23 protein-coding genes and 1 tRNA gene are annotated in these 24,307 nt (G+C 74.4%); 13 read left to right on the plus strand and 11 right to left on the minus strand.

Going from position 1 to position 24,307, the window contains the following annotated elements; genetic code table 11:
* The first annotated feature begins 18 nt into the window (after positions 1–18).
* The gene (locus ABD160_RS15865) at positions 19–1,464 is read left to right on the plus strand and encodes a LuxR C-terminal-related transcriptional regulator (RefSeq protein ID WP_344023094.1); all 1,446 of its coding nucleotides are present in this window, start codon (positions 19–21) and stop codon (positions 1,462–1,464) included.
* Here ABD160_RS15865 and ABD160_RS15870 read toward each other — a convergent pair whose 3' ends face one another.
* The 5 genes from ABD160_RS15870 to ABD160_RS15890 all read right to left on the minus strand — a co-directional run bounded on the left by ABD160_RS15870 (position 1,465) and on the right by ABD160_RS15890 (position 6,708).
* Positions 1,465–3,195 carry a serine/threonine-protein kinase gene (locus tag ABD160_RS15870; RefSeq protein WP_344023096.1) on the minus strand — a complete coding sequence of 577 codons (1,731 nt, stop codon included), beginning with the start codon at positions 3,193–3,195 and terminating at the stop codon, positions 1,465–1,467.
* A gap of 118 nt (positions 3,196–3,313) precedes the next feature.
* Positions 3,314–4,174, minus strand: a complete 861-nt coding sequence (locus ABD160_RS15875) for an alpha/beta hydrolase (RefSeq protein WP_344023098.1) — start codon at positions 4,172–4,174, stop codon at positions 3,314–3,316.
* A 44-nt stretch (positions 4,175–4,218) separates the two neighbouring features.
* On the minus strand, positions 4,219–5,520 hold the full coding sequence (locus ABD160_RS15880; RefSeq protein WP_344023099.1) for a geranylgeranyl reductase family protein: 1,302 nt from the start codon (positions 5,518–5,520) through the stop codon (positions 4,219–4,221).
* A 52-nt stretch (positions 5,521–5,572) separates the two neighbouring features.
* Positions 5,573–5,941 (minus strand): hypothetical protein, encoded by a 369-nt coding sequence (locus tag ABD160_RS15885; protein ID WP_344023100.1) that lies wholly within the window; start codon positions 5,939–5,941, stop codon positions 5,573–5,575.
* Positions 5,938–6,708: a nucleoside phosphorylase gene (locus ABD160_RS15890; protein WP_344023101.1), complete on the minus strand. Its 771-nt coding sequence runs from the start codon at positions 6,706–6,708 to the stop codon at positions 5,938–5,940. The genes ABD160_RS15885 and ABD160_RS15890 overlap by 4 nt, the downstream gene beginning before the upstream one ends.
* Before the next feature lie 150 nt (positions 6,709–6,858).
* On the opposite strand from ABD160_RS15890, the gene ABD160_RS15895 reads away from it, so the two are divergent.
* Positions 6,859–8,139, plus strand: coding sequence for an LCP family protein (locus tag ABD160_RS15895; protein WP_344023103.1), 1,281 nt, complete (start codon positions 6,859–6,861; stop codon positions 8,137–8,139).
* Between the two features lie 2 nt (positions 8,140–8,141).
* Here ABD160_RS15895 and ku read toward each other — a convergent pair whose 3' ends face one another.
* The gene (ku, locus tag ABD160_RS15900; protein WP_344023105.1) at positions 8,142–9,242 is read right to left on the minus strand and encodes a non-homologous end joining protein Ku; all 1,101 of its coding nucleotides are present in this window, start codon (positions 9,240–9,242) and stop codon (positions 8,142–8,144) included.
* Positions 9,243–9,295: 53 nt separating this feature from the next.
* Between ku and ligD the strand changes: the two genes are divergently transcribed.
* Positions 9,296–10,243, plus strand: a complete 948-nt coding sequence (gene ligD / locus ABD160_RS15905; protein WP_344023300.1) for a non-homologous end-joining DNA ligase — start codon at positions 9,296–9,298, stop codon at positions 10,241–10,243.
* A gap of 87 nt (positions 10,244–10,330) precedes the next feature.
* The gene (locus tag ABD160_RS15910) at positions 10,331–10,939 is read left to right on the plus strand and encodes a putative glycolipid-binding domain-containing protein (protein ID WP_344023107.1); all 609 of its coding nucleotides are present in this window, start codon (positions 10,331–10,333) and stop codon (positions 10,937–10,939) included.
* A gap of 3 nt (positions 10,940–10,942) precedes the next feature.
* On the opposite strand, the gene ABD160_RS15915 is transcribed toward ABD160_RS15910, so the two are convergent.
* From ABD160_RS15915 to ABD160_RS15930, 4 genes are all read right to left on the minus strand, one after another.
* Positions 10,943–11,893, minus strand: coding sequence for a prephenate dehydrogenase (locus ABD160_RS15915; RefSeq protein WP_344023109.1), 951 nt, complete (start codon positions 11,891–11,893; stop codon positions 10,943–10,945).
* A 35-nt stretch (positions 11,894–11,928) separates the two neighbouring features.
* Complete coding sequence (locus ABD160_RS15920; RefSeq protein ID WP_344023111.1) at positions 11,929–12,507, minus strand: hypothetical protein; 579 nt, start codon at positions 12,505–12,507, stop codon at positions 11,929–11,931.
* Positions 12,508–12,556: 49 nt separating this feature from the next.
* Complete coding sequence (locus tag ABD160_RS15925) at positions 12,557–14,083, minus strand: amidase (RefSeq protein WP_344023113.1); 1,527 nt, start codon at positions 14,081–14,083, stop codon at positions 12,557–12,559.
* Between the two features lie 604 nt (positions 14,084–14,687).
* Complete coding sequence (locus ABD160_RS15930; protein ID WP_344023115.1) at positions 14,688–15,899, minus strand: M20 metallopeptidase family protein; 1,212 nt, start codon at positions 15,897–15,899, stop codon at positions 14,688–14,690.
* A 111-nt stretch (positions 15,900–16,010) separates the two neighbouring features.
* On the opposite strand from ABD160_RS15930, the gene ABD160_RS15935 reads away from it, so the two are divergent.
* The 3 genes from ABD160_RS15935 to ABD160_RS15945 all read left to right on the plus strand — a co-directional run bounded on the left by ABD160_RS15935 (position 16,011) and on the right by ABD160_RS15945 (position 17,122).
* Entirely contained in the window at positions 16,011–16,526 is a 516-nt protein-coding gene (locus tag ABD160_RS15935; protein WP_344023117.1) for a tRNA adenosine deaminase-associated protein, read from the plus strand.
* A 2-nt stretch (positions 16,527–16,528) separates the two neighbouring features.
* A complete protein-coding gene (locus tag ABD160_RS15940) occupies positions 16,529–16,990 on the plus strand; it encodes a nucleoside deaminase (RefSeq protein WP_344023119.1) in 462 nt (153 codons plus the stop codon).
* Between the two features lie 44 nt (positions 16,991–17,034).
* A tRNA-Ser gene (locus ABD160_RS15945) sits at positions 17,035–17,122 on the plus strand.
* 959 nt (positions 17,123–18,081) lie between these two features.
* On the opposite strand, the gene ABD160_RS15950 is transcribed toward ABD160_RS15945, so the two are convergent.
* A complete protein-coding gene (locus ABD160_RS15950) occupies positions 18,082–18,462 on the minus strand; it encodes a hypothetical protein (RefSeq protein ID WP_344023121.1) in 381 nt (126 codons plus the stop codon).
* A gap of 100 nt (positions 18,463–18,562) precedes the next feature.
* On the opposite strand from ABD160_RS15950, the gene ABD160_RS15955 reads away from it, so the two are divergent.
* The 6 genes from ABD160_RS15955 (at position 18,563) to ABD160_RS15980 (ending at position 24,306) form a co-directional block, all read left to right on the plus strand.
* Entirely contained in the window at positions 18,563–19,603 is a 1,041-nt protein-coding gene (locus tag ABD160_RS15955; protein ID WP_344023123.1) for a LuxR C-terminal-related transcriptional regulator, read from the plus strand.
* A gap of 205 nt (positions 19,604–19,808) precedes the next feature.
* A complete protein-coding gene (locus ABD160_RS15960) occupies positions 19,809–19,967 on the plus strand; it encodes a hypothetical protein (protein WP_344023125.1) in 159 nt (52 codons plus the stop codon).
* 33 nt (positions 19,968–20,000) lie between these two features.
* The gene (locus tag ABD160_RS15965) at positions 20,001–21,206 is read left to right on the plus strand and encodes an MFS transporter (RefSeq protein ID WP_344023127.1); all 1,206 of its coding nucleotides are present in this window, start codon (positions 20,001–20,003) and stop codon (positions 21,204–21,206) included.
* Positions 21,203–22,405, plus strand: coding sequence for an ATP-grasp domain-containing protein (locus ABD160_RS15970; RefSeq protein ID WP_344023129.1), 1,203 nt, complete (start codon positions 21,203–21,205; stop codon positions 22,403–22,405). The genes ABD160_RS15965 and ABD160_RS15970 overlap by 4 nt, the downstream gene beginning before the upstream one ends.
* Positions 22,402–22,782: an adenosylmethionine decarboxylase gene (gene speD, locus ABD160_RS15975; protein WP_344023131.1), complete on the plus strand. Its 381-nt coding sequence runs from the start codon at positions 22,402–22,404 to the stop codon at positions 22,780–22,782. The genes ABD160_RS15970 and speD overlap by 4 nt, the downstream gene beginning before the upstream one ends.
* A gap of 18 nt (positions 22,783–22,800) precedes the next feature.
* The gene (locus ABD160_RS15980) at positions 22,801–24,306 is read left to right on the plus strand and encodes a radical SAM protein (RefSeq protein WP_344023133.1); all 1,506 of its coding nucleotides are present in this window, start codon (positions 22,801–22,803) and stop codon (positions 24,304–24,306) included.
* Position 24,307: the final 1 nt, after the last annotated feature.

Here is a 24,307-nt window from a genome sequence, read left to right on the forward strand (position 1 = left end):
GTACTCCCGCAGGTGGCGATGCGTACCGACGAGTTCGAGAGCCGCTCCGCCGAGGCCCGCTCGCGGCTGGAGACCGCCCGCTCCGAGGCGCGTTCCGGAGCGGTGGACCGGGCGTGGGCGGCGGCCCTGGCGGCCGCCCGGACCGCCCGGGAGCTGGGCGACGCCGGGCTGCTCGGCCGCGCCGCGCTGGCCGTCGGCGGGCCCGATCTCGCCGCGCGGCACCTCACCGCCGCCCGCCAGGCGCTGTGCCTGGAGGCGATGGCCGCCCTCGGCGACACCGATCCGGAGCTGCGCGAGCTGGTCGGGGAACACCTGACGGCGATCTCGACGGCGTGGTCGGTCCGGCCCGCCGAGCCGGTCCGCCCGGTCCCGCCCGACGAGGCCGAGCGCCGGTCGATCGCGTTGCAGGCACGGCACGCGAGGGCGCTGGGCCCGGCCGGCACGGGGGAGCGGCTGGCCGTTGCCGGCGATCTCGTCGGGCTGGGCGATGCGGCGGGTGACGACCACATCCGGGCCTGGGGCCGGCTGTGGCGCCTCGACGCGTTGCAGCAGCTGGGCCTGCGGGTGGAGTTCCACACCGAGCTGACGGAGCTGGCAGCGCTGGTCGGCAGGCTCGGGTCACCGGTGTGGCGCTGGCGGCTGGCGTCGGTGCACGCGTCGCTGGCCCTGATCGAGGACCGGCTCGACGACGTCGGTGCGGCGATCGCCGAGGCCCGGGCCGCGGGGGAGTCGGCCGGTGCCCCGGACACGTCGTTCCTCGATCTGCTGTTCCGGCACGCGCTCGCACACCGCACCGGCGACGGGCTGGCGGCGATCGAGGCCGAGGTGCGACTGGCGGTCGCCGACGGGCCGTTCCTGGCGCAGGGCTGGCGGGGACGGGTGCTGCTGCGGTCGGGCCGCGCCGCGGAGGCCGTCGCGGTCTGGCGGGCGCTGGCACCGCATGCCGCGGCGCTGCCACCGGCGTCCGCCGAGGTACTGGTCGCCGAGGCGGGGCACGCGGAGCTCGCCGAGGCCGCCGGGGACCGGATCGGCGCCGAGGCCGTCCGGCGGCGGCTGCGCCCCTTCGCGCACCTGCACGTCACGGCCGGCGCGACCACGCCCTACGGCGGGCCGGTCGCGCTGGTGCTGGGCCGGCTCGCGCGCTTCCTCGGTGACGCGCCGGGCGCCGCGGCGGCGTTCACCGACGCCGCGACGCGGGCCGACGCGTTCTACGCGCCCTGGTTCGCCGCGGCGGCCCGGGACGCTCTGGCAGGCACCGAGCTGGTGCTCGGTCCGCTCACCCGGCGCGAGACGGAGGTCGCGCGGCTGCTCGCCGAGGGCGCCTCGAACCGGTCCGCGGCCCGGCGGCTGGGGGTCTCGGAGCGGACGGTCGAGCAACACGTCAGCAGCGTCCTGCGCAAGCTCGGGCTGCCGAACCGGTCCGCGGTCGCGGGCTGGGTGATCCGCGGCCGGGCCGGCCGGTGATCAGCTCCCGCCGGTGACGCTGCGCCACCACTGCTGGACGCTGTTCCAGAAGCCCTGCGCGCCCTCGGTGATCTCGTCCGGGTTCGGCAGGTTCGTGGGCAGGTCGGGCAGCTCGGTCGGGATGTTCGTCGGCAGCGTGGGCAGCTCGGTGGGGATGTTCGTCGGGATCGGGAACCCGCCGTTGCCGCCCTCCTCCTCGGTGGTCGGGGCGGGCTCGGTGGTCTCCTCGGTCGTCACCGGCGCACTCGTCTCGGTCGGCGCGGGCGCCGGGGCCTCCTGGTCGTCCCCGCCGAACAGCAGGAACCCGATCAGCAGCACCAGCAGCGCGACGACGAACGCGCCGATCGCGATCCACTTCCCGGGGCTCGACGAGCCGAGATCGGCGTTGCCCGGCTCCGGCTCGGGCTGCACCGGGGCGGCCGGGGCGGGGCTCGCCGCGGCCAGCATCTCGGCGACCCGGTGGCCGTCCGGCCTGCGCTGCGGGTCGGTGGCGGTGGCCGCGGAGATCGTCGAGCGCAGCGGCTCCGGCACGTCGGCGGGCACCACCGGGGCGCGGTGCACCCGCTCGGCGGCGCCCTGCAGGCCCTCGCCCTGGTACTCCTGGCGGCCGGTCCACGCCTCGAGCAGCACCAGGCCGAGCGCGTAGATGTCGGCGGGCGGGCCGACGTCGGTGCCGCGGACCTGCTCCGGTGCGAGGTAGGCGGGCGTCCCGATGATCTCGCCGGCGGCGGTGTGGCCGTCGGCGCCGAGCAGCGCGGCGATCCCGAAGTCGGCGAGCCGGGCCCGGCCGTCGGAGTCGATGAGGATGTTCGACGGCTTCACGTCCCGGTGCGTGACGCCCTGGCCGTGCACGTAGGCGAGGGTCTGCGCGATCTCGGTGCCGATCCGGCGGATGTCGTCGGGCGGGAGGTCCTCGGCGGCGATGACGTCCTTCAGCGACGGCCCGTCGACCAGCTCCATCACCAGGTAGGCGCGGTCCGGCTCGACGGCGAAGTCGTGCACCGCGACCAGTCCGGGATTGCGCAGGTTGGCCATGACCTGCGCCTCCTGCTCGAAGCGCTGGTCGGCGGTCGGGTCGTTGCCCGGGCCGAAGATCTTCACCGCGACCGGGCGGTTCAGCCGGGTGTCGGTGGCCCGGTGCACGTCGGCCATGCCGCCCTGGCCGATCAGGCCCTCCAGCCGGTACCGGCCGCCGAGCAGCTCCGGCTCGGTGACCGGCGCGGGCATCATCCGGGTGGCGTCCGGGCGCTGCGGGCGGGCGGCGCCGTAGGCGGCGGTGGGCGGCGGGCCGACCCGGCGGGTCGGGTCGCCGGCGTCCATCCGGCGGGTGCCGTCGGGCGCGGGGGGACCGACCCGGCGGGTGGCGTCCGGGCCCGGTGCGGCGGCGTGCCGGGTCGGGTCCTGCGGGCCGCCGGGACCACCGGGACCGCCGGGGCCACCGCGGCCGCCGGGGCCGTGCGGTGGCGGGGCGGCGGCGCGGCCTGCCGGGCCGGGGTCCTGGGGCGGCCGGCCGGCCGGGCCGGGGTCCTGGGGCGGCCGGCCGGCCGGGCCGGGGTCGGCCGGGCGGGATCCGCCCCGGCGGTGGTTCCCGGTGCGCCACGCGTCGGGCGCTGCCCGGCGGGTCGCGTCCCGGTCGTCACCGCGGCGGGCCGCGTCCCGGTCGTCACCGCGGCGGGCCGCGTCCCGGTCGTCACCGCGGCGGGCCGCGTCCCGGTCTTCACCGCGCTGCACTGGCCCTCCCGAGGTCTGCTCGCCACCGGCCCCGGGACGGAGACGGCACGCAACGTGGGGCGACGCTACCGGCCCGCGGGTGCCGTGCGCTGCGACGGCACGCGGGCGAGCCGCGGTATCACCCGCTGGCGGCGATCCGGGCGAGCAGCTCGGCGGTCGGGCCGGGATGGACCTGGACGCCGATGTGCGAGGCGTCCAGGTCGTGCACGGTGAACGGGTTGTCCGGGGTCAGCGCGTCGGCCTCGGCGATGTAGCGGTCCTGCAGCGCGACCGGCAGCGCGCGGTCGGCGGGCAACCGGACGTAGTGCCGCGGGATCCGGCCCCAGCCCTGCGCCCCGGCCTGCACCAGGGAGTCGTCGATCAGGATCGACTCGTCCGGGTCCTGCACGTGCAGGTAGGCCAGCAGCTCGTCGCGGGTGCCGTCGGCGAGCAGCGCCTCCTGCAGCAGGTCCAGCATGTCCGGGTCGGCGGTGCGCCAGTTCAGCCGCAGCCCGCGGATCGTGGTCGGGTTCGCCACGACCAGCGCGGTGGTGCGGTGCAGCAGGCTGTCCGCGTTCTCCGGCGCGATCTGGTAGGCGCCGGAGTCGGCGTTCACCGGGCAGTGCGCCGAGATGTAGACGAGCCGGTCCACCAGCTCGGGGTGGCTGTTGCCGACGGCGTTGAGGGTGAGCCCGCCGCGGCTGACACCGGCCAGCACGACCGGCCCGTTCTTCTTGGCACGGCGCAGCACCTCGGCGACCGAGGCGACGTCGTCCGGCGTGCCGATGCCCTTCATCCCGCTGGACTCGGAGCCGAGCAGGGCCCGGTCCTGGGAGCCGAGGTAGCCGCGCGGGATGCGCGCCCCGGCGCCGTGCCCGGGCAGGTCGACGGCGAGCGCCCGGACCCCGCGCAGCGCGAGCTCGCGCACCACGCCGTTCCAGGACGAGGCGTTGCAGCCCATGCCGTGCACCAGTACGACGGTCGGATCCCCGGTAGCCACGGTCGGCCATCCTGCCCCGGGCCGGCCGGGGCACGCCAGGCTTTTCAGCGCGCGACGGCGGGGGTCCGCAGGTCGGCGGCCGGGAACGGCGGGCGGTCGTCGAGCCGGACCGAGAGCTTCCCGGCGGCCCGCCAGGCCCGCGCGGTGAGGTCGGTGTCCTCGTCGGTGACCAGGTTGCCCATCACCCGCAGCGCGACGGTCATCAGGCTGCGCGAGCGCATCCCGATCGGCCCGGCGAGCGGGAGCAGCCGCGGGACGGTGATCAGCCCGGCGAGCCGCCGGGCGATGGAGAAGGCCAGGCCGTAGTGCGAGCGCAGGGTGGCGGGCCAGGCGGTGTCCAGGTCGGCGCCCGCGGTGAGCAGCTCGGCGACCAGCCGGCCGGTCTCCAGGCCGTAGTCGATGCCCTCGCCGTTGAGCGGGTTGACGCAGCCCGCGGCGTCGCCGATCAGCGCCCAGTTGCGCCCGGCGACGCCGGACACCGCACCGCCCATCGGCAGCAGCGCCGAGCGCGGGAGCTCGACCTTGCCGTCGAGCTGCCAGTCGGCGCGGCGGGCGTTCGCGTAGTGCTCGACCAGCGAGCGCAGCTTGATGTTGGCCGGGCGCCGGTCGGTGGCGAGGGTGCCGACGCCGATGTTGACCCGGCCGTCGTTGAGCGGGAACAGCCAGCCGTACCCGGCGAGCACCTCGTCGTTCTCGCCGCGCAGCTCCAGGTGCGAGCTGATCCACGGGTCGTCGTGCCGCCCGGAGCCGATGTAGCCGCGGATCGCGACGCCGTAGGCGGTGTCCTGGTGCCACTCCCGGCCGAGCACCCGGCCGAGCGTGGAGCGCGCCCCGTCCGCGACGACCAGGCGTCGGCAGGCGATCCGGCGCCCGTCGGCGAACACCACGGACTCGACCCGGTCGCCGGCGAACACGACGTCGACGGCCTTCGCGCCGTCCATCGGCACGGCGCCGGAGTCGAGCGCGGCCTGCCGGATCCCGGCGTCGAGCTCGGTGCGCGGGATGGCGGAGCCGTGTGCGGGCAGCGAGCCGCCCGGCCAGGGCAGCTCCAGGACCTGCCCGAAGCCGTGTGCGCGCAGGCCGCGGTTGGTGCCGTGCGCGTCGACCCAGTCGCCGAGGCCGAGCCGGGAGAGCTCGGCGATCGCCCGCGGGGTCAGCCCGTCGCCGCAGGCCTTGTCCCGCGGGAACTCGGCGGCGTCGGCGAGGACGACGTCGAGACCGTGCCGGGCGGCCCAGGCCGCCGCCGCGGAGCCGGCCGGCCCGGCCCCGACGACAAGCACGTCGGTGCGTTCGTGAGCGGGCTGCGCCGGGGTGTCGGGGACGGCGGGCGACGGGGCGGGGCTCATGGACCCAGTGTCGCAACCGGCGGGCCGGGCCCGCCGCCGAGCGTGCCCCCGGTCACGGGCGGACGGTCCGGTCGAGCACGACGTCGTGCGCGTGCCGGGCCCGCGCCGGGTCCCGCAGCGCCAGCTCGTAGGTGCGCGCCCCGGCGGTGACGGCGATCCGGGTGGAGGGGACGAAGCCGCCGGCGGGGGAGCGCCCGGACAGCACCGACACCGCGTCGATCCGGGCGTACGGGATGGAGGTGAGCGCCGTCCGGTTCCCGCCGAAGACGTTGTCCTGCAGCAGGACCCGCAGGTCGGTCAGGCCGAGGAAGCCGGCCCCGGGATCGACCGCGTCGTACACCGCGACGATCCGTTCGCCGGGCAGCAGCGCGGCGGCGACCGTGTCCAGCTGGTCGCGCTCGTCGAACACCGGGCCGGTCACGACCGGTCCCACGCCTCGGCCGCGGCCACCGCCAGGCCGAACAGGCCGGACCTGGCGTCGTGTGCCGTCGTCCAGCCGCGGTGCTCCCACTCGGGGCCGGCCAGCGAGTCGGCGGCCAGGAACACCTGGCCGTAGCCGATCCCGAGCCGCCGGGCGGCGGCGACCAGCGCGGACGCCTCCATGTCGACGACCGCGCAGCCCTCGTCCCGGCGCCGGTCGATGCGGCCGGGGGTCTCCCGGTAGACGGCGTCGGTGGTCCAGCAACGGCCGACCACCCAGGGGATGCCCGCGTCGCCGAGCGCCCGCTCCAGCACCGCGATCCCGGCCGGATCGGCGTCCAGCGTGCGCGAGGGCGGCAGGTAGTGGAACGACGTGCCCTCGTCGCGCAGCACGCTGCCCAGCACCACCGCGTGCCCGAGGGTCAGCTCGTGCCGCAGCGCGCCCGCCCCGCCGACGCCGACGATCCGCCGCACCCCCATCGCGACCAGGTTCTCCAGGAACATCGCGGCCAGCGGCGCCCCGACGCCCGGGTGCAGCACTGCGACCGGCCGCCCGGCCGGGCCGTGCGTGCGCCAGACCGGGGTGCGGCCCAGCTCGGTGCGCAGCACGGACAGCGCGCGGGCGTCGCCGGCCCCGAGCGCGTCGACGACCTCGGGGAACCAGCAGAGCACCGCGGTGTCCGGCATGTCGGGCGGGCGGCGCACGAGCGAGGTGGCGCGGATGACGCCCTCGTCGGCCAGGTCGTCCTCGATCAGTGGCAGGTCCACGGGGGAGATCCTGCCCGGTGATCACCCGTTGTGGAGTGCAGCGTTCGCAGGGCGGCTCCCGTGCTCCACGACGGGTGATCACCGGCGGGGCAGTATGGTCGGACGGTGAGGGCCCCGCGAACCGCGGGCCGGTTGGACGGTGGAGCAGGCATGGCCGGAGAGTTCCGCGGCCCGCCCCCGCGAGGGGGCAGCCCGGGCTGGGCGAACCAGCCGGCGCGCGGCCCCCGCCCGCTCCCCGGGCGTGGCGGGCGGCCGATGCCGCCGCCGTCACCACCCCAGCAGCCCCAGAATCCCCGGCAGCCGCCGCCGGCCCGCGGCCGCGGCCCGCTGCGCTCCCCGCCGCCCGGCCGGACGCCCCGCTCCGGCGCGCCGCCCCGCGGCACCGCGATGCCCCGCCCGGCCGGTCCCGCCGGCCCCGGCCCCGGCGTGCACCCGGCCTCGCTCGCCCCCCGGGACGGGCGGATCACCAAGGGGCCGACGCTGCCCGACTGGCGGCGGGCGCGCGGGATGCTGCGCGGCCGCTGGAAGGCCGTGCTGATCGTGCTGCTGGTCGCGTTCGTCGGGTTCGGGGTCTATCTCGACCAGAACATGACCCGGGTCGAGGCGCTCCCCGCGGAGAGTGCGGGCAGCGGCTCCGGCACGAACTACCTGATCGTCGGCTCGGACAGCCGGGAGGGCCTGTCCGCCGAGGACGAGGAGCGCCTGGCGACCGGCGACGCGGCCGGCCAGCGCACCGACACGATCATGCTGCTGCACAGCGGCCGGTCCGGCGACGTGCTCGTCTCGCTGCCCCGCGACTCCTACGTCCCGATCCCCGGGTACGGCAGCAACAAGATCAACGCCGCGTTCGCGTTCGGCGGGCCGCAGCTGCTCGTGCAGACCGTCGAGCAGGCCACCGGACTGCAGATCGACCACTACGTCGAGGTCGGGTTCGGCGGCTTCGTCGGCGCGGTGGACGCCGTCGGCGGCGTCGAGATGTGCGTGGACGAGGCGATGAACGACCCGCTCGCCGGGCTGGACATCGAGGCGGGCTGCCAGGACATGGACGGCCAGACCGCGCTCGGCTACGTCCGCACCCGGGCCACCCCCGGCTCCGACTTCGACCGGGTGCAGCGGCAGCGCGAGTTCCTCTCCGCGCTGCTCAGCAAGGCGACCAGCCCGCTGACCCTGCTCAATCCGTTCCGCACCGTCCCGCTGGCGTCCGCGGTCACCGAGACGATCACCGTCGACGACTCGGACCGGCTGTGGAACGTCGCCGGGCTGGCCTGGGCGATGCGCGGGGCGTCCGGCAGCGACGGGGTCCAGACGACGGTGCCGATCGGCGGCAGCGCGGGCGGCTCGAACCTGCGCTGGGACCGGGAGCGGGCATCGGCGCTGTTCGGGGCGCTGCAGAACGACCAGCGCCCGCCGGAGTCGAGCTTCGGCCCCTGACCTCAGGCGGTCTTGCGGCTGCGCCGGCGGGTGGTGGCCGGCTTCGCGTCGTCGGTGCCGGTGGACGCGTCCCCGTCCGTGCTGCCGGACGTGCTGCGGGAGCGGGTGCCCGACGACGTCTTCCGGCCGGACGAGCCGGAGCCGCTCTCCGCGGCGGTGCCCGAGCGGCGGCTGCGGGTGCCGGTCTTCGCCCGGCCCGACGAGCTGCTCTTCGTGCCGCCGGAGCCGGAACTGCCCGAGCTGCCGGAGCTGCTCGAGCTGCTGGAACTGCCGGAGCTGCTCGAGCTGCCGGAACTGCCGGAGCTGCCGGAACCCTTTCCGCTCGACCGGGCGGCGTCCACGCTCGCCTGCAGCGCGGAGAGCAGGTCGCTCATCGAGTCGGCGCCGTCGTCGGACCGCTCCGCGGCGGGCGCGGGCCGGGCGTCGCCGTCGGACCGCTTGGTCTCGATCAGGTCGACCATCGCGTCCCGGTACTCGTCGTGGAACTCGGCCGGATCGAAGTCGGCGCCCATCGACTCCACCAGCGAGGCCGCCATCTGCAGCTCCTGCGGGCGCAGCTCGACGTCGGTGTCCAGCACGTCGAAGTCGGGTTCGCGCACCTCGTCGGTCCAGATCAGGGTCTGCAGCACGATCACCTTGCCGCGCACCCGGAGCAGCGCGAGGGTCTCGCGCTGGCGCAGCGCCACCTTCACCACGGCCGTCCGGTCGGTCTCGTTCAGCGCCTCGCGCAGCAGCGCGTAGGGCTTCGCGGCCTTCGTCTCCGGTTCGAGGTAGTAGGTCTTGTCGAACAGCATCGGGTCGATCTGGTCGTTCGGCACGAACTCGACCACGTCGATCTCGTGACCGGTGGAGACCGGCAGCGAGGCGAGGTCGTTCTCGTCGAGCGTGATCAGCTCGCCCTCGGGCGTCTCGAAGCCCTTGACGATGTCGGCGTAGGACACCTCCTCGCCGCACACCTCGCAGGTCCGCTTGTAGCGGATCCGGCCGCCGTCCTCGCCGTGCACCTGGTGGAAGCGCACGTCGTGGTTCGACGTCGCCGAGTACACCTTGATCGGGACGCTGACCAGGCCGAACGACACGGCCCCGCTCCAGATGGCACGCACTGGCTCATCCCCCTCGCCCCGGCGTTCGGTGACAGCATGACGGTGTGTTGCCCATGCTCGCCACCCCCGGACCGCTCCCGACCGGTCCGGGCTGGTCGTTCGAGGTCAAGTGGGACGGCATGCGCGTGCTGGCGTCGGTGACCGAGGGCCCGGCGGGCCCCGGCGGCACGGCACCGGTACTGCGCCTGCGTACCCGTTCCGGCCGGAATGTCACCGCGAACTTCCCCGAGCTCGCCGGACTGGTGGAGCTGGCGCCCGACGTCGTGCTGGACGGCGAGGTCGTCCTGCTCGACGACGGCGCCCCCAGCTTCGCCGCGCTCGCCCACCGCATGCAGGGGGTGGTGGGCCCGGCCGCCGCGCAGCGCCGCCCGGTCACGTTCATGGTGTTCGACGTGCTGCGGCTCTACGGGGTGCCGCTGCTGGACCGGCCGCTGGCCGAGCGCCGCGCGACGCTGGACCGGCTGGACCCGGCCCGCGTCCCGCAGGTCGAGGTGTCCCCGCGCTACCCGGACGGCGCGGCGCTGCTCGCGGTCACCGCCCAGCGCGGGCTGGAGGGCGTCGTCGCGAAGAAGGAGACGTCGGTGTACCGGCCGGGCCGGCGCAGCCCGGACTGGGTGAAGGTCGCGCACCGGCACTCGCAGAGCTGCCTGGTCGGCGGCTGGCGGCCGGAGCGGACCAGCGGGAACCGGATCGGCGCGCTGCTGCTCGGCATCCCCGGCCCGGACGGGCTGGAGTTCGCCGGCCGGGTCGGGTCCGGCCTCGCCGGGTCCGCGGTGCAGCAGGTGCTCGCCGCGCGGCTGGGGCCGCTGGAGTCCGGCACACCGCCGTTCGCGACGGCGGTCCCGCGGGTGGACGCGGCCGGGGCCAGATGGTGCACCCCGTCGGTCGTGGTGGAGGTCGCGCACCTGGGCCGGACGCAGGCGGGGCGGCTGCGGCAACCGGTGTTCCGCGGGGTGCGCGACGACGTCGACCCGTCCGACGTGCGCCGCGAACCCGGATGATGACACGATCATCACTCTTCTGCGCACGCGGTGCGGCGGTGTGCAATGGCAGTCCCGTGACGTCGAACCCCCGAGGCGGAGGTGTGCATGGCGATCATGCTCAGCTGGCGTGCCGATCCGGACGCCGACGGCGCCGACGGTCTGGAGTCCGCCCGGATCACCACCTCCGGCGGCGGTTTCCGCGCGGTCGGCCGGATGATCCGCGGCATCCGTGACCTGCCCGGCGGCGTGCTGACCGCGTCGTACCGGCTGGTCGTGGCCGGTGACGGGACGCTGTCCCGGCTGGCCGTGGACGTCGCGACCGCCGGCGGCGAGCAGCAGCTGACGATCAGCCGCAGCACCGACGGCGTCTGGCTGGTCGACGACGGCTCCGGCGGCACCCGCGGCGAGTTCCACGGCGCCCGCGACGTCGATCTCGCGTTCAGCCCGGTGTTCAACGCGCTGCCGGTCCGCCGGCTCGGGCTGCACCGGGACAAGGGCGAGCACGTCGTGCCGATGGTGTTCGTGGACCTCCCGACGCTGCGGGTGGAGGCCACCGAGCAGACCTACCGCACGGTGCGGGTGGGCACCGGCTCCGAGCCCGCCGTCGTCGGCTTCGAGGCGGGCGGCACGGCCGCGGACCTGACCGTCGACGCCGACGGCTTCGTGATCGGGTACCCGGGCGTCGCCGCCCGCACCGAGCTGCCCGCGGGCTGAGGCTCAGTCCTTCGGGCGCTCCACGACGTCGCCGCGGCGGCCCAGCTCGCGCAGCTCGGCCAGCACCGCCGACGGCTCCCCGTCCAGGGACACCGGCAGCTCCAGCGGCTCCCGGGTGGACGCCCAGCGCATCCGCGCCTCGTGGCCGGCCCGGACGGTGGCGGCGAGCCCGCCGGTGGAGGCCAGCGCGCCGCGCATCGCGCCGAGCCGGCCCAGCGCGTCGTCGACGGCGGCGAGCAGCGCCGCGCGGTTGCCCTCGCACATCGCCAGCACCAGCTCGGGCCGGGTGCCGGCGACCCGGGTGCCGTCGGCGAACGAGCCCGCGGACAGCGCCAGCGCGAGATCGTCACCCTGGTCGCCGGCGCCGACCGAGGCCAGCACCGCGGCGAACAGGTGCGGCAGGTGCGAGATCCGGGCGACCGCGATGTCGTGCTCGTCGACGGCCGCGGGGACCACCCGGGAGCCGCAGGCCCAGGCCAGCCCGGCGACGTCGCGCCAGACGTCGAGGTCCAGGCCGTCGTCGGCGGCGACCACCCAGGCGGCGCCGTCGAACAGGTCCGGATCGCCGGCCGCCCAGCCGGACTCCGCGGTCCCGGCCATCGGGTGGCCGCCCACGTAGCGGGCGCGCGGCGCGAACTCGGCGACCGCGTCGGCGACGGCGACCTTCACGCTGACCGCGTCGGTGAGCCGGCAGGTGGGGGCGACGGCGTCGATCCGGCGCAGCACCGGTTCGAGCGCGGTCAGCGGGACCGCGACGACGACCAGCGCGTCGGCCGCGGCGGCCCGGGCCAGCGCGGCGTCGGTGTCGGTGGTGACGTCGAAGCCGTCCGCGACGGCCGCGGCGGCGGTCGCCTCGGAGGCCGCGGTGCCCCAGACGTCGCGTCCGGCGCGCGCCGCGGCACGCATCAGCGACCCGCCGATCAGTCCGGTCCCCAGTACGCACACCGCTCGCATGCGTCCGGAGGGTAGAGGCCCCCGGGTCGGGCGCCTCAGCGGCCCGTCGCCAGGAAGGCCGCGCCGCGCGGCGAGATCCGGTACCCGGTCTCCAGGCTCTCGGTCAGCCCCAGGTTCTTGAGCTTCCGGACGTCGAGCTTCAGCGGGTCCCGCTCCCGCCCGAGCCGGCCCGCCAGGTCGGCGGCCCGCTCACCGGGGTGCTCGGCGACGCAGCGCAGGGTGTCCCTGGTCCACGGGCCGTGCCGGGAGGCTCGGTCCAGCCGGTCCAGCCGCCGGACCAGCTCGTCCAGCTCGTCCGGGCCGGTGGGCGGGGTGTCACGCAGCGCCACCCGCGGATCGGCCCCGGCGGCGCGCAGCCGGATCCGGAACACCGGGTCGCCGGGGTCGCCGCGGAACGCCCGGCGGACGGCCGCGGCGGAGCCGGCTCCTGCCGCGCGGGCGTCGTCGTCGGTGATCGAGGACGGATCGATCTCGTCCACCGCGACGATCTCGACGACGCCGGCCGCGGTGCGCAGCATCGAGCCCGCGCGGACCCGGGCGCTCGTCCAGCGGCGGTAGGCGCGGTCGATCCCGCCGTCGGCGACCCCGCGGGCGACCGCGACCGGGAGGATCACCGCAGCGTCCCGGTCACCGGCACACCCCGGTGTGACCGGACGCCGCAGCTCACCGCAGTGCCCGTTCGACGGCGCCGGCCAGGTCGAGCAGCGCGTCGTCGCCGATCGTGACGCCCACCAGCTGGACGCCCGCCGGGAGCCCCGGGACCGGGACCGGCAGCGCCACCACCGGCAGGTCGAGCAGGTTGAACGGCGAGGTGGTCTCCAGCAGCGCCGGCCGTACCGGGATCTCACCGTCCGGCGTGGACACGAAGTCGGCGCCGATCGGGGTGGCCCGCAGCCGGGTGGTGGGGCAGAGCAGGACGTCGCAGCGGAGATGCCCGGTCAGTGCGGCGGCGAGCCGGTGCCGGGTCCGCTGCGCGTCGACATAGGCGTGCGCCGGGACGTCGGCGTGCGGGGCGAGGCGCTCGGCGGTGGCGGGCTGGTACTCGTCGCGGCGTCGGGTGAACCACTCGCGGTGGGTCGCGAACGCCTCGGCGCCGGTGATCACCGGGTAGGTCGCGGCCAGCTCGTCGACGCCAGGGGTGTCCTGTTCGGACACGTCCGCGCCGAGTCCGGCGAGGGTGTCGGCGACGGACCGGACCGCGTCGGTGATCACCGGGTCGTGCGGTCGCCACCAGGGGCCGGTCGCCACGCCGATCCGGTACGGCCGGGTGGGTGAGGGCCCGGTCGTGGCGCCCGGGTGTGCCGCGCCCGGTGCTGCCGCTCCCACGTGCGCCGCTCCCACGCGTGCCGTGCCCGGTGCTGCCGCGCCCGCGTGCGCCGCTCCCGGTGCTGCCGCGCCGACCGGAGTGCTCACGTGCGCCGCTCCCGGTGCCGCGGCGCCCACCGGTGCTCCCGTGGGCGCCGCGACCGCGGCCCCCGGGCCCGCGTGCACTGCGCCGGCGTGCACTGCGCCGGCGAGCGCGGCCCGGGCGAGCGCGAGCGAGGCGGCGTCGGCGGCGAGCAGGCCGACCGTGTCGAACGACTCCGCCAGCGGGAACACCCCGCCCCCGGGCAGGGTGCCGCGGCGCGGCTTCCAGCCGGCCACCCCGCACAGCGCGGCCGGGGTGCGCACGCTCGCCCCGGTGTCGGTGCCGACGGTGAGCGGCAGGTGCCCGGCCGCGACCGCCGCCGCCGGGCCGGACGACGAGCCGCCGGTGACCCGGCCGAGATCGTGCGGGTTGCGGGCGGGCCCGGTCGCCGCGACGTCGCCGACCGGGCCGTAGGCGAACTCGTGGGTGTGCAGCTTCCCGACGACGACCGCGCCCGCGGCCCGGAGCATCGCCACCACCGGGGCGTCGGCCCGGGCGGGCGGGGCGTCGTCGAGCAGGCGTGAGCCGCAGCGGGTCGGCAGCCCGGCGACGTCGACGAGGTCCTTGATCCCGACCGTCACCCCGTGCAGCGGGCCGATCCGCTCGCCGCGGAGCGCGAGCGCCGTCAGCTCGGCGGCCCGGGCGCGGGCCCGCTCGCGGTCGAGGACGATGACGCTGCCGGTGCGGTCGGCGTCGAGCCGGGCCAGGACGTCGTCGAGGTGCTCGGTGGGGGAGAGCTCGCCGGAGTCCAGAGCCCGCACCAGATCGGGGAGCGGGAGCACGTCGTCCAGCGTGCCGTCCGGTGGCGGTTCAGGCCAGTGCGTCGTTGCACCCTTGGCGGGGCGTCGCACCCCTGGCGGGGCCTTGCACCCCTGGCGGGGCGTCGCACCCTTGGCGGGGCCTCGCACCCTTGGCGGCGGCCTCGCACTCCTGGCGGGGCGTCGCCCCGTGGCGCAACGCAGCATCCCGGCCCGTCGTCGCACCCCGGGTCCCGCCTCGCACCCCTGGTTCGGCGCCGCACCGGTTCCGAGGGGTGCGGCGTCGCGCCAGGGGTGCGACCGAGCGCGGGTAGGGGTGCGATGTCGGGCCAGGGGTGCGGTGCGCCGCGCGCCGAACCGACAAAGCCCTGGCCCGCCCACGGCTGACGCCGGGACGGGCCCGCCGATCGGGCTGCCGCCGGCCGCGGCCGTTGTTGACGCCGGGCCGTGGTTGACGCCGGCCCGTGGTTGACGCCGGCCCACGGTTGACGCCGGACCGTGGTCGACGCAGGGCCACCGTTGACGCCGGGCCACGGCCGGCATCGGGTCCGCGGCCGACATCGCACCCGCCGCCGACGCCGAGCCCCCGGCCGGCACCGCCCCCGCGGCCGACGCGCTCGCGGCCGGCTCAGGTCAGCGCGGCCAGCGCGAGGGCCGCGTAGACCGCGACCCCGGCGGGGAACGCGGCCTCGTCGAACACCACCCGGTTCGAGTGGTTCGGCGGCGCGTCCGCGGCGGCGACCCCGGGTGGCCGCGCCCCGAGGAACGCCAGCGATCCCGGCACCCGCGCCAGGACGTAGGAGAAGTCCTCGGCGCCCATCAACGGGTTCGCCATCGGCACGCAGGCGCTCTCGCCCAGCACCTGCTCGCCGACCCGGACCAGCGCCGAGGTCGCCGGGCCGTCGTTCACCGTGACCGGGTAGCCGGTGGTGATCCGGACCTCGGCGGTGCAGCCGTGGGCCAGCGCCAGGTACCGGCAGTGCTGCTCGATCTCGTTGTGCAGCAAGGCTCGGACCGGCTCGGACAGCGTCCGCAGGGTGCCGGTCAGCTCGGCCGTCTCGGGGATGACGTTGTCGGTCGTCCCGGCCTGGATCCGGGCGACCGTGAGCACGGCCGCGTCGTGCGGGGCGACCCGCCGGCTCAGCAGTGTCTGCAGCCCGCCGACCATGGCCGCGGCCGCCGGGACCGGGTCGCAGGCGTCCTGCGGCGCGGACGCGTGCCCGCCCCGGCCGGTCACCGTGACCGTCAGCACGTCGGCCGCCGCCATGATCGGTCCGGGCCGGTGGTGCAGCTCCCCGCTGGGGACGGTCGAGGAGATGTGCAGGGCGTAGGCGAGCTCCGGGCCGTCGTCGAGCAGTCCCTCGTCGATCATGTGCCGGGCCCCGTGGAACCCCTCCTCGCCCGGCTGGAACATCAGCAGCACCCGACCGGCGATCCGGTCCCGGCGACCGGCCAGCAGGCGGGCCGCCGACGCCAGCATCGCCGTGTGCGTGTCGTGCCCGCAGGCGTGCATCGCGCCGTCGGTCCCGGACGCGAAGTCCAGTCCGGTGTCCTCCTGCAGCGGCAGCGCGTCCATGTCCCCGCGCAGCAGCACCGTCGGCCCGGGCCGCGTTCCCTCCAGGACGGCCACCACCGAGCTGCACGACCGGCCGGTCCGGATCGTCAGCGGCAGGTCCCGCAGGGCGGCGAGGACGGCGTCGCGGGTGCGCGGCAGATCGAGGCCCAGCTCGGGCGCCCGGTGCAGCTCACGGCGCAGTGCCACGGTCCGCGGCTGGAGCGTGCGCGCCTGCGCGATCAGCCCGTCGGGCAGGCGGGACACCGACGCGTGGGTGATGGGCATGGACCGATCGTCGTCCACCGTCGTCCGCCGGGCGACCCGCCGGACCGATGTGACCACGCATACCTGGTCGTGGCGTGGCTCACACGACGTTCTGGACGTACCGTTGTCGACGTGCCAACCCAGAGCGTCGAGGCAGCCCCGGACACCCGGGGTGCCGCCCTGCCCGGATTCGCGGTCGCCGCGATCCGCGAGGAGGGGCGGTGGCGCTGTGTCCGGCTCGATGCCGAGGCGCTGGTCGATCTCGACGCGGCGATCACCGCGCTGCGCGCGCAGCGGTCCACCGGGGCGGTGCTCGGCCTGCTCGACGTCGACGACGAGTTCTTCGTCCTGCTGCGCCCGTCCGCGGGCGGGGTGCGGCTGCTGATCTCCGACGCGGTCGCCGCGCTGGACTACGACGTCGCCGCCGACGTCCTGGACCTGCTGCGGGTCGAGCTCCCGCCGGACGACGACGTGCTCGACGACCCCTGGCCGGAGGGCGACCTCGGCATCCTGGCCGATCTCGGCCTGCCCGCCGACGAGCTGGAGGTCCTGGTCTCGGACCTGGAGCTCTACCCGGACGAGCAGCTCGACACGATCGCCCGGCGCTGCGGCTTCGCCGGCCAGCTGGACGAGATCGTCAACTCCTGAGCGTGTTCCGGCCCGCCGACGAGGCAGCTGTCGTCCGCGCGCTGCAGGTGGCGCGGGCGGCGACGGCGACCGGTGACGTCCCGATCGGCGCCGTCGTGCTCGACGCCGACGGCTCCGAACTCGCCGCCGCCTGCAACGCCCGCGAGGCGCTCGGCGATCCCACCGCGCACGCCGAGGTGCTCGCCCTGCGCGCCGCCGCGCGGGTGGTCGGCTCCTGGCGGCTCACCGGCGCGACGCTCGCGGTGACCGTCGAACCGTGCACGATGTGCGCCGGCGCGATCGCCCTCGCCCGGATCGAGCGGGTGGTGTTCGGCGCCTGGGAACCGAAGACCGGCGCCGCCGGCTCGCTGTGGGACGTGCTGCGGGACCGCAGGCTGACGCACCGTCCGGAGGTCGTCGGGGGGATCCGGGAGGGCGAGGCGGCGGCCCTGCTGGAGTCGTTCTTCGCCGATCACCGGGGCTGACCCCCCGCCCGTTCCGCGCGGGGCCGTCTAGTAGCCTTCTCGGCGGTAGCGTGTCCGAGCGGCCGAAGGAGCGCGCCTCGAAAGCGCGTGAGGTTCACGCCTCCGTGGGTTCAAATCCCACCGCTACCGCCAGGTCAGAGGGCCGGATCCCCGAGTCGGGGGTCCGGCCCTCTGCTGTTGGTTGCAGTTGTGGTGGCGTTTGCGCTGTAGGAGCCGGGCCCTGCCGCCCGGGATGGCAGCTCCGGGTGGCGTGGGGGAGTGCTCGAACATCAGCGCGGTGCGACCCGAGCTGTTCAGGGTCGTGGTCGATCCGGCCCTATCGGAAGGGATGGGTTCCGGCCGCAGGGCGTGATCACCGCCTATCTGCTGAACTATCCCAATACTACGAGCCTGCCATTCGAGGGTAGGGCGCAGGCGCCCCGGGAGTGTCCGGTCTTTGTTCCAATTGACGAGCCGTGAGGTGGGTTCTCGATACTGTGAGCGAGTGGTCGGTAGCCGAGCTGTTCCGAAGCGCAAGTCAGCCGCTTGTCAAGAACGATCACAGAAGGATCGTTCTTGAGGGGCTTGATGTCGATCCCGGGTCGGGCGCCGTCCACTGCGAAGTCGCGGTGGAGACTCCGACCGGGACCAGTAGGTGGCGACTGACGATCGGAAGTGCGGATGACGTCAAGAACTCTTCCGTTCAATCAGCCGGTCTTGTCATTCGAGCAAACATCGAGGAGTGGTGGGACACGGGCGGGCCGGTCAATGGGGACTGCCTCAGTGCTCAGAGACTCGATCTGTAAACGGCGTTTCGGGGACTCGCGGATTGTTCGGAGGGCCGGATCCCCGGGGCCAGGGTCCGGCCCTCCGTCGTCGATGACAGTTCCGCTTGCAGTCGCTCTCGCCGGCGGGGATCCACGGATGCTCCCGGGTCGGTTCCCCGGTGGCACGTGGTCGTCACCGATGTACACGCTGAGGAGGTCCCGCGCGTCCCGCAGCCCGCACTCCGGGTGGACGGGTGACCGGCCAGAAATCCGTGACGATCGGATTCATGCGGCCGATCAGGTTCCGGCCGGCGCGGGGTCGAGTCGCTGCGGGGCGCCATCCGATCATCGTCCGGTTCCCCGACCCGGCGACGACCCCGGAACCGACCGGCTGGTCCCGGCCTGCACGATGGTCGCCTGGATGACCCAGCGAGAGAATCGGGCATCCATGCTGGTCCGCTCCCGGACCGCCTCGACCACACGGGCGCGGGCCTGTTCCGGGTCGGACCAGGCGGTGTCGAAGTCCAGCTCGACGCCTGCCTCTCCCGAGCACGTGCGGGCGGCAGCCACTCGGACCATCGGTGCGGCGGCGCCCAGCAGCAGGTCCACCGCGTCGTCGATGTCGGCCGCGGCGGCGAAGCCTGGAGCCGTCAGACGGACGCGGATCACGAAACCGGCAGTGGAGTAGCCGGGCTGCGGATATGCTGCGGGCACGTGGTCGAGCATTGCCATCTCGTCCCGGTCCTGTCAGTCCCAGCGGCCGGCCGCTTGTGTCCTGGCAGGATGCTGCCACGGATGTTGGGGCGCCGGTGCGGAGGAGGTGCCCGTGCTGGATGTCCTGGGCCTGGGGCCGGACCTGGTCGAGGCCTACGGCGTGGCGGTCGGCCGCGTCGTGTGGTCGCGTGCCGAGCTGCTCGATGCGATCGCCCGCACCACCTCGTTGACCGCGGACCAGGCGGCCGCGGGTGTCGCGGGCCTGCTGGCGGCGGGCGTGCTGCGCGAGGCCGAGGGCAAGGCGGACGGCATCCGTGTCGTTCCGCCCGCGCTCGCCCTGCGTACCCGGCTGGTCCTGCGCCGCAGTGAGCTCGCTGAGAACCAGCAGCGACTCGAAGAGGCCGATGCGATGCTCGCGGGGCTGCAGGACCGCTGGTCGGAGGCCCGAGACTCCCAGGCTGCCCAGGTGATGGAGCACATCACCGGGATCGACGTGCTACGCGGCCGGCTCGAGCAGATGGCAGCCGGCACGCTGCGGGAGACGCTCTCGCTGCTGCCCGCGCACGTCCTGACGCCAGAGTCGATCGAGTCCAGCCGCGCGCTCGACGCCGAGACCCTCGGCCGCGGGGTCGCCGTGCGGACCGTGGTGGTGGAGAGCGCGATGCGCCGCCCGGCCACGGCCGGGTACCTGCGCTGGCTCTCCGAGCAGGGCGCCGAGATTCGCACGGTGGCCGCGCTACCGATGCGGCTCGTCGTGTCGGACCGGGTGCTGGCGATCCTCCCGATCGATGCCGAGTCGCCGCGCGACGGTGCGCTCGTCGTCCGCGCGGCGGGCCTGCTCACCGCGCTGGTCGCGCTGTTCGAGACGGTCTGGCGAGGTGCCAAGCCGATCGACGTCCCACGACCTCCCGAACCCGCCGAGCTCGACGACGTGGGCACGGCGATTCTGCGGATCCTCGCCACCGGGGCCACCGACGAGGCCGTCAGCCGCCAGCTCGGCCTGTCGGTACGCACCGTGCGACGGTCGATCTCCGGGCTGATGGGGCAGCTTCATGCGAGCAGCCGGTTCGAGCTCGGTCTCGCGCTCGGGGCCCGTGGCTGGTCCGTCAACGAGCTGCCCGGCACCGACGGACCCGGACCGGCCGCCCACTGATCATCGCCGGCCGTGACGGTGGGGCCCAGGAGCCGTCGTAGGCGAACCTGGCGGGGCGGCTGTCGGTCGTTGACCTGTGGGCGTGACGTAGCGGCCACTTGTTGCCAGGCACCATCCGGACAGGGCTCGGCGGTTCCCCGGCGCCGGGCGGCTCGGCAGTCTCGGTGGTGTCCGAGACCGGACACCGTCTACTCCGGGAGTCCCGATGCCTCGCAGCGTCCGTCACGCCGTCCGCGCCGCCCTCACCGCTCTCACCGTCGTCACCGCGTTGTTCACCCCGGCGGCCGTCGTCGCCGCGACACCGCCCCCAGCCGTCATCGCCGAGCCCGGCCCGATCGAGCAGCTGGACAGCTGGGCCTGGTGACCACCGGCCACACGGGATCGACGAGGAGGCGCCGTGACCACCACCGCGAGCCCGGCTACGGGTTCCTGGCTGCGAGACCCGGTGCTGCGTCTGCTGGTGGCCGGAGCCCTCCTCAACAGCATCGCGTTCTTCGCCACGCTGCCGTTCCTGACTCTCTACCTGTCCGACATCTCGACGCTGTCGCACGCCGCGATCGGTGCCGTGGTGGGTGCCGTCGCCCTGATCGCGGCGGTCGGCGGGCTGCTGGGTGGGGTGCTCACCGACCGGTGGGGAGCGGTGCATCTCATCCGCTCGGGCCTCGCCCTCTACATCGGGCTCTACCTCCTGCTCACGACGACCGAGCGTGTCGGGCTCGTGATCCCGCTGATCCTGCTGCTCGGCGTGGGGAGGCTGCTCGTCGAACCGTCGATGAAGAAGCTGCTCTCGCTCGCGGCATCCGGGACCGGCAGCGCCGTGTTCCGCATCCGGTACGTCACGCTGTGCCTCGGCGCGATCGTCGGTCCGCTGGTCGGCGCCGGCCTCTACACGTTCGCCCGGCAGGCGCTGTTCGTGCTGCCGGCGGTGGTGTTCACCGGATACCTGGTCTTCTTCTCCGTGCAGGCCTCGCGGCTTCGCAGACTGGATGCTCCGACCGATGCCGCCGACGGGCCCGGGAGTTGGTCCGCGGCCCTGCGAGACCGCACGCTGCTGCTGGTCCTCGCGGGCGGGTTCGTCGTGTTCTTCGTGTTCTCGCAGTTCGAGTCGATCCTGCCGCTGTTCGTCAAGGAGCAGCGCGGGGCGGCGGCCGTCGGGTGGTTCTCCGTGCTCCTCGCCGCGAACGCGGCTCTCGGCATCCTGCTCCAGTTCCCCGTCGAGCGGCTGTCCCGGCGCTGGTCGCCGAGCACGATGGCCGCGATCGGCGTGTGCGGTTTCGCGGTGGCGCTTCCACTGTTCGGGCTGCTCACCGTGTCGCCGCTGTTCCTGTTCGCCGGGGTCGTGGCGTGGACGGTCGGGGAAGCCGTCCTGGTCCCGCTCCCGGACGTCCTCATCCACGAGCACGTGCCGCCGGCACGCGCCGGCGCCTCCTTCGGGCTGGCAGAGCTGCGCTACGTCGGGTTCTTCCTCGGCCCGGTCGTCGGAGGGGCATTGCTGTCGCACAGCAGCGTCCTGTGGTTCGGCGTGCTTGCCGTCGTCGTGCTCGCCGCCTGGCCGCTGCTCGTCGCGGCGAGCAGGCGCATCCATCCCGGGAAGGTGTCATGACCGATCTCGTCGTACTACACCGAATTCCCCACTCCGTCACCCCGCTCGACGACTGGCTCGCCGAGGTCACCGACCGGATCACCCTGATCACGTCCGTCGAGTCCGAGCCCGGCTATGCAGGCAGGTTTCCCCGCGTCGTCGGCGTGTCCGACTACGTCGAGGGCCCGGGAGTCGTGCAAGCGATCGATGCGGCCTGCCGCGCGGACGCCGTGTCCGGGCTCGTCCACGTGACCGAGGACGACGTGCTCCGTGCGGCCGCTGCCCGCGACCGTCACGACCTGCCCGGCTCGCGCCCCTCGGACGTGCTGCCCTGGCGGGACAAGCTCCGGATGAAGGAACGGGTCGCCGCCGCGGGGATCCGTACCCCCGCCTTCGCCGGTCCGGACAGCGATGTCCGGGCATTCGCCGCGACCCACGGCTTCCCGCTGGTGGTCAAGCCGCGCTTCGGGTTCTCGTCGCACGGGGTGGTCGTCGTGCGCGACGCCGCAGCCCTCGCCACCGAGATCGCCTGCCGCGCTTCCGAGGATGTGCTGGTCGAGGAGTTCGTCCCGGGCGAGGTCCACCACGTCGATGGGTTCGCCCGGGCGGGGGAGACCCTGTCCGTCCTGCCGTCGCGCTACCTCAACGGCTGCCTGGCGTTCCAGGACGGTGAGCCGCTCGGGAGCGTCCAGCTCGACTCCTGCGACGAACTCGTCCCCCGACTCGCCGAGCTGACCCGGCGGGTGGTCGCCGCTCTGCCGCCGCTGGAGTTCAGCCCCTACCACCTCGAGGTGTTCAATCGCCCGGACGGGGAGCTTGTGTTCTGCGAGATCGCCTGCCGGCTCGGCGGCGCGCACATCATGGAGTCCTTCGCCCGCACGACCGGGGTGAACCCGGCCCGTCTGTGGATCCGCGACCAGCTCGGGCTCGCCGACGGGGCAGGTACCCCGATCGCCGCGGGTGACCGCAGGCACGGCTGGCTGCTGGTCCCGCCGCGCCGTGGTCGGCTCGTCGAGCTGCGCGATCCCGGCGCGGACCGGCCGGACTTCATGACCGACTTCGTCGTCAAGACCCCGGTGCCCCGGGACTTCGACGGAGCACATGGCAGCACCGACTCGATCATCGGATACGTCGCCGAAGGGACCGACAGCATGGACGTCGAGAAGAATCTGCAGGCCTGCCTCGATCTGACCGAGCACCTGACGAGGTGGGAGACATGAGCGACTTCGCGTTCGCGGGCACCCACGTGATCGCCGATGTGTCGGAGATCGACCTCGCCACCCTGACCGACGAGCAACTGCTGCTCGACGGGCTGCTGCGCGGCATCACGCGCTCGGGCGCCACGCTGTGTGGGATGCAGACCAAGCGGTTCGAGCCCACCGGCATGACCGCGATCTTCCTGCTCTCGGAATCCCACGTCTCCATCCACACCTACCCTGAACAGCGGTCGCTGTTCTTCGACGCCTTCACCTGCGGCGACCACTGCATGCCCGAGACGATCCTGACCGAGCTGCTCGCGAGCCTCGGCGAGTGCCGACACCGCGCGGACATCGTCGGCCGCGGGGACCACACCCGGGCCCATCTGATGCCCGCCTGACCAATGGAGGAGAACGCCATGAAGCTCAACCCCGGTCACACCCTCACGAAGTTCGACCGCCAGCTCCCGGTCTACAACTGGCTCTACCCGCTCAAGGGCCAGGACACCGACCGGTTCGGCCTGCACTCCGCGCACGATCTGCTCGATGTGTCCGCGATCCGCTCCCGGGCCTTCTACGTCCACATTCCCTTCTGTGAGACGATCTGCACCTTCTGTTCGCTCAACCGAGGTCTGGGCAGCGAGGGCGACGAGGCGATCAACCGCTATGTCGATGCACTGTGCGCAGAGTTCGCGATCAAGTCCCGCATCCCCGCTGTCACGGCGGTCCCACCGCGGGTGGTGTGGTTCGGCGGCGGCTCCCCGTCCATTCTCACCGCCGACCAGATCCGCCGCATCGGTGCCGCAATGCACGAGCACTTCGACCTTTCCCAGGTCGAGGAGTGGACCGTCGAGTTCGAGGTCAAGAGCACCACGCGGGAGAAGGCCGAGGCGTTCAGGGAGATCGGGGTGACCAAGGCCCGGTTCGGCCTGCAGACCTTCGACCCCGAGTACCGCAGGTTGTTCAACATCACCGCCACGTTGGACCAGACCCACGCGGCGGCCGAGATGCTCGGCGAGTACTTCGACCACCGCAGCTTCGACATCCTGTACGGGATGCACGGCCAAACCGTGAGCGAGTTCGCGAGCGACATCCAGCAGGCGATCGACCTCGGCACGGAGACCTGTGAGTTCTACCCGGTCAACCATCTCGTCACCACCAACACGCTGCACACCAACTACCGCGACGCGGGCCGGGAACCGTTGTCCTACATCGACAAGATGGGCCTGACTGTCTTCCTCAACCACTACATGCGTTCCTCGGGTTTCCAGCTCTACAACGGCCACGGCTACGCCCGGCTGACGGACCCCGGGACCGAGCCGACCTTCGTCTCCAAGCGGTACACGAACGCCTACCACGAGTACTGCTGGTCCCACTGGGACGACGACCTGGTCGGTTTCGGCTCCAGTGCCGTCACCCAGACCGGCCGGTGGACCGTGATGAACGACGAGGCCCGGGCGAGCTATGTCCGTTCCATCGAGCAGGACCGCACCGTCAAGGTGAAGGTCACCGAGGCGGACGGCGTGCCCTACGAGCGTGGACTGGTCCTCGGGCTGCCCTACCACGGCTCGATCGACAAGGACCGGATCCCGTTCGAGCGGATCTCCCCCGAGATCCTCGGCAGGCTCGACGAGCTTATCCGTGAGGGAATGGTCGTCGACCGGGGCCACGAGTACGCCCTCACCGAGCTGGGCTGGACCTGGTACGTGAACCTGATGTACTACCTCAGCCCTGCGGACGACCGGCGCATCCTCGACGAGTTCGTGGCCGCGCGGGACACCAACCCCGGGCTGAACGACGGGGTGCGTAGTACGACCCCGGTCCGGCCCACCGGTCCGAGAACCCGCCGCCCGCTGCTGCCACTCGCGACAACCGAGCGGACGGGCTGCGGGACCGGCTGCGGCTCCCTGGCGAAGGCGGGGTGAG

Source organism: Pseudonocardia kongjuensis, assembly GCF_039526905.1.
Lineage (GTDB): Bacteria > Actinomycetota > Actinomycetes > Mycobacteriales > Pseudonocardiaceae > Pseudonocardia > Pseudonocardia kongjuensis.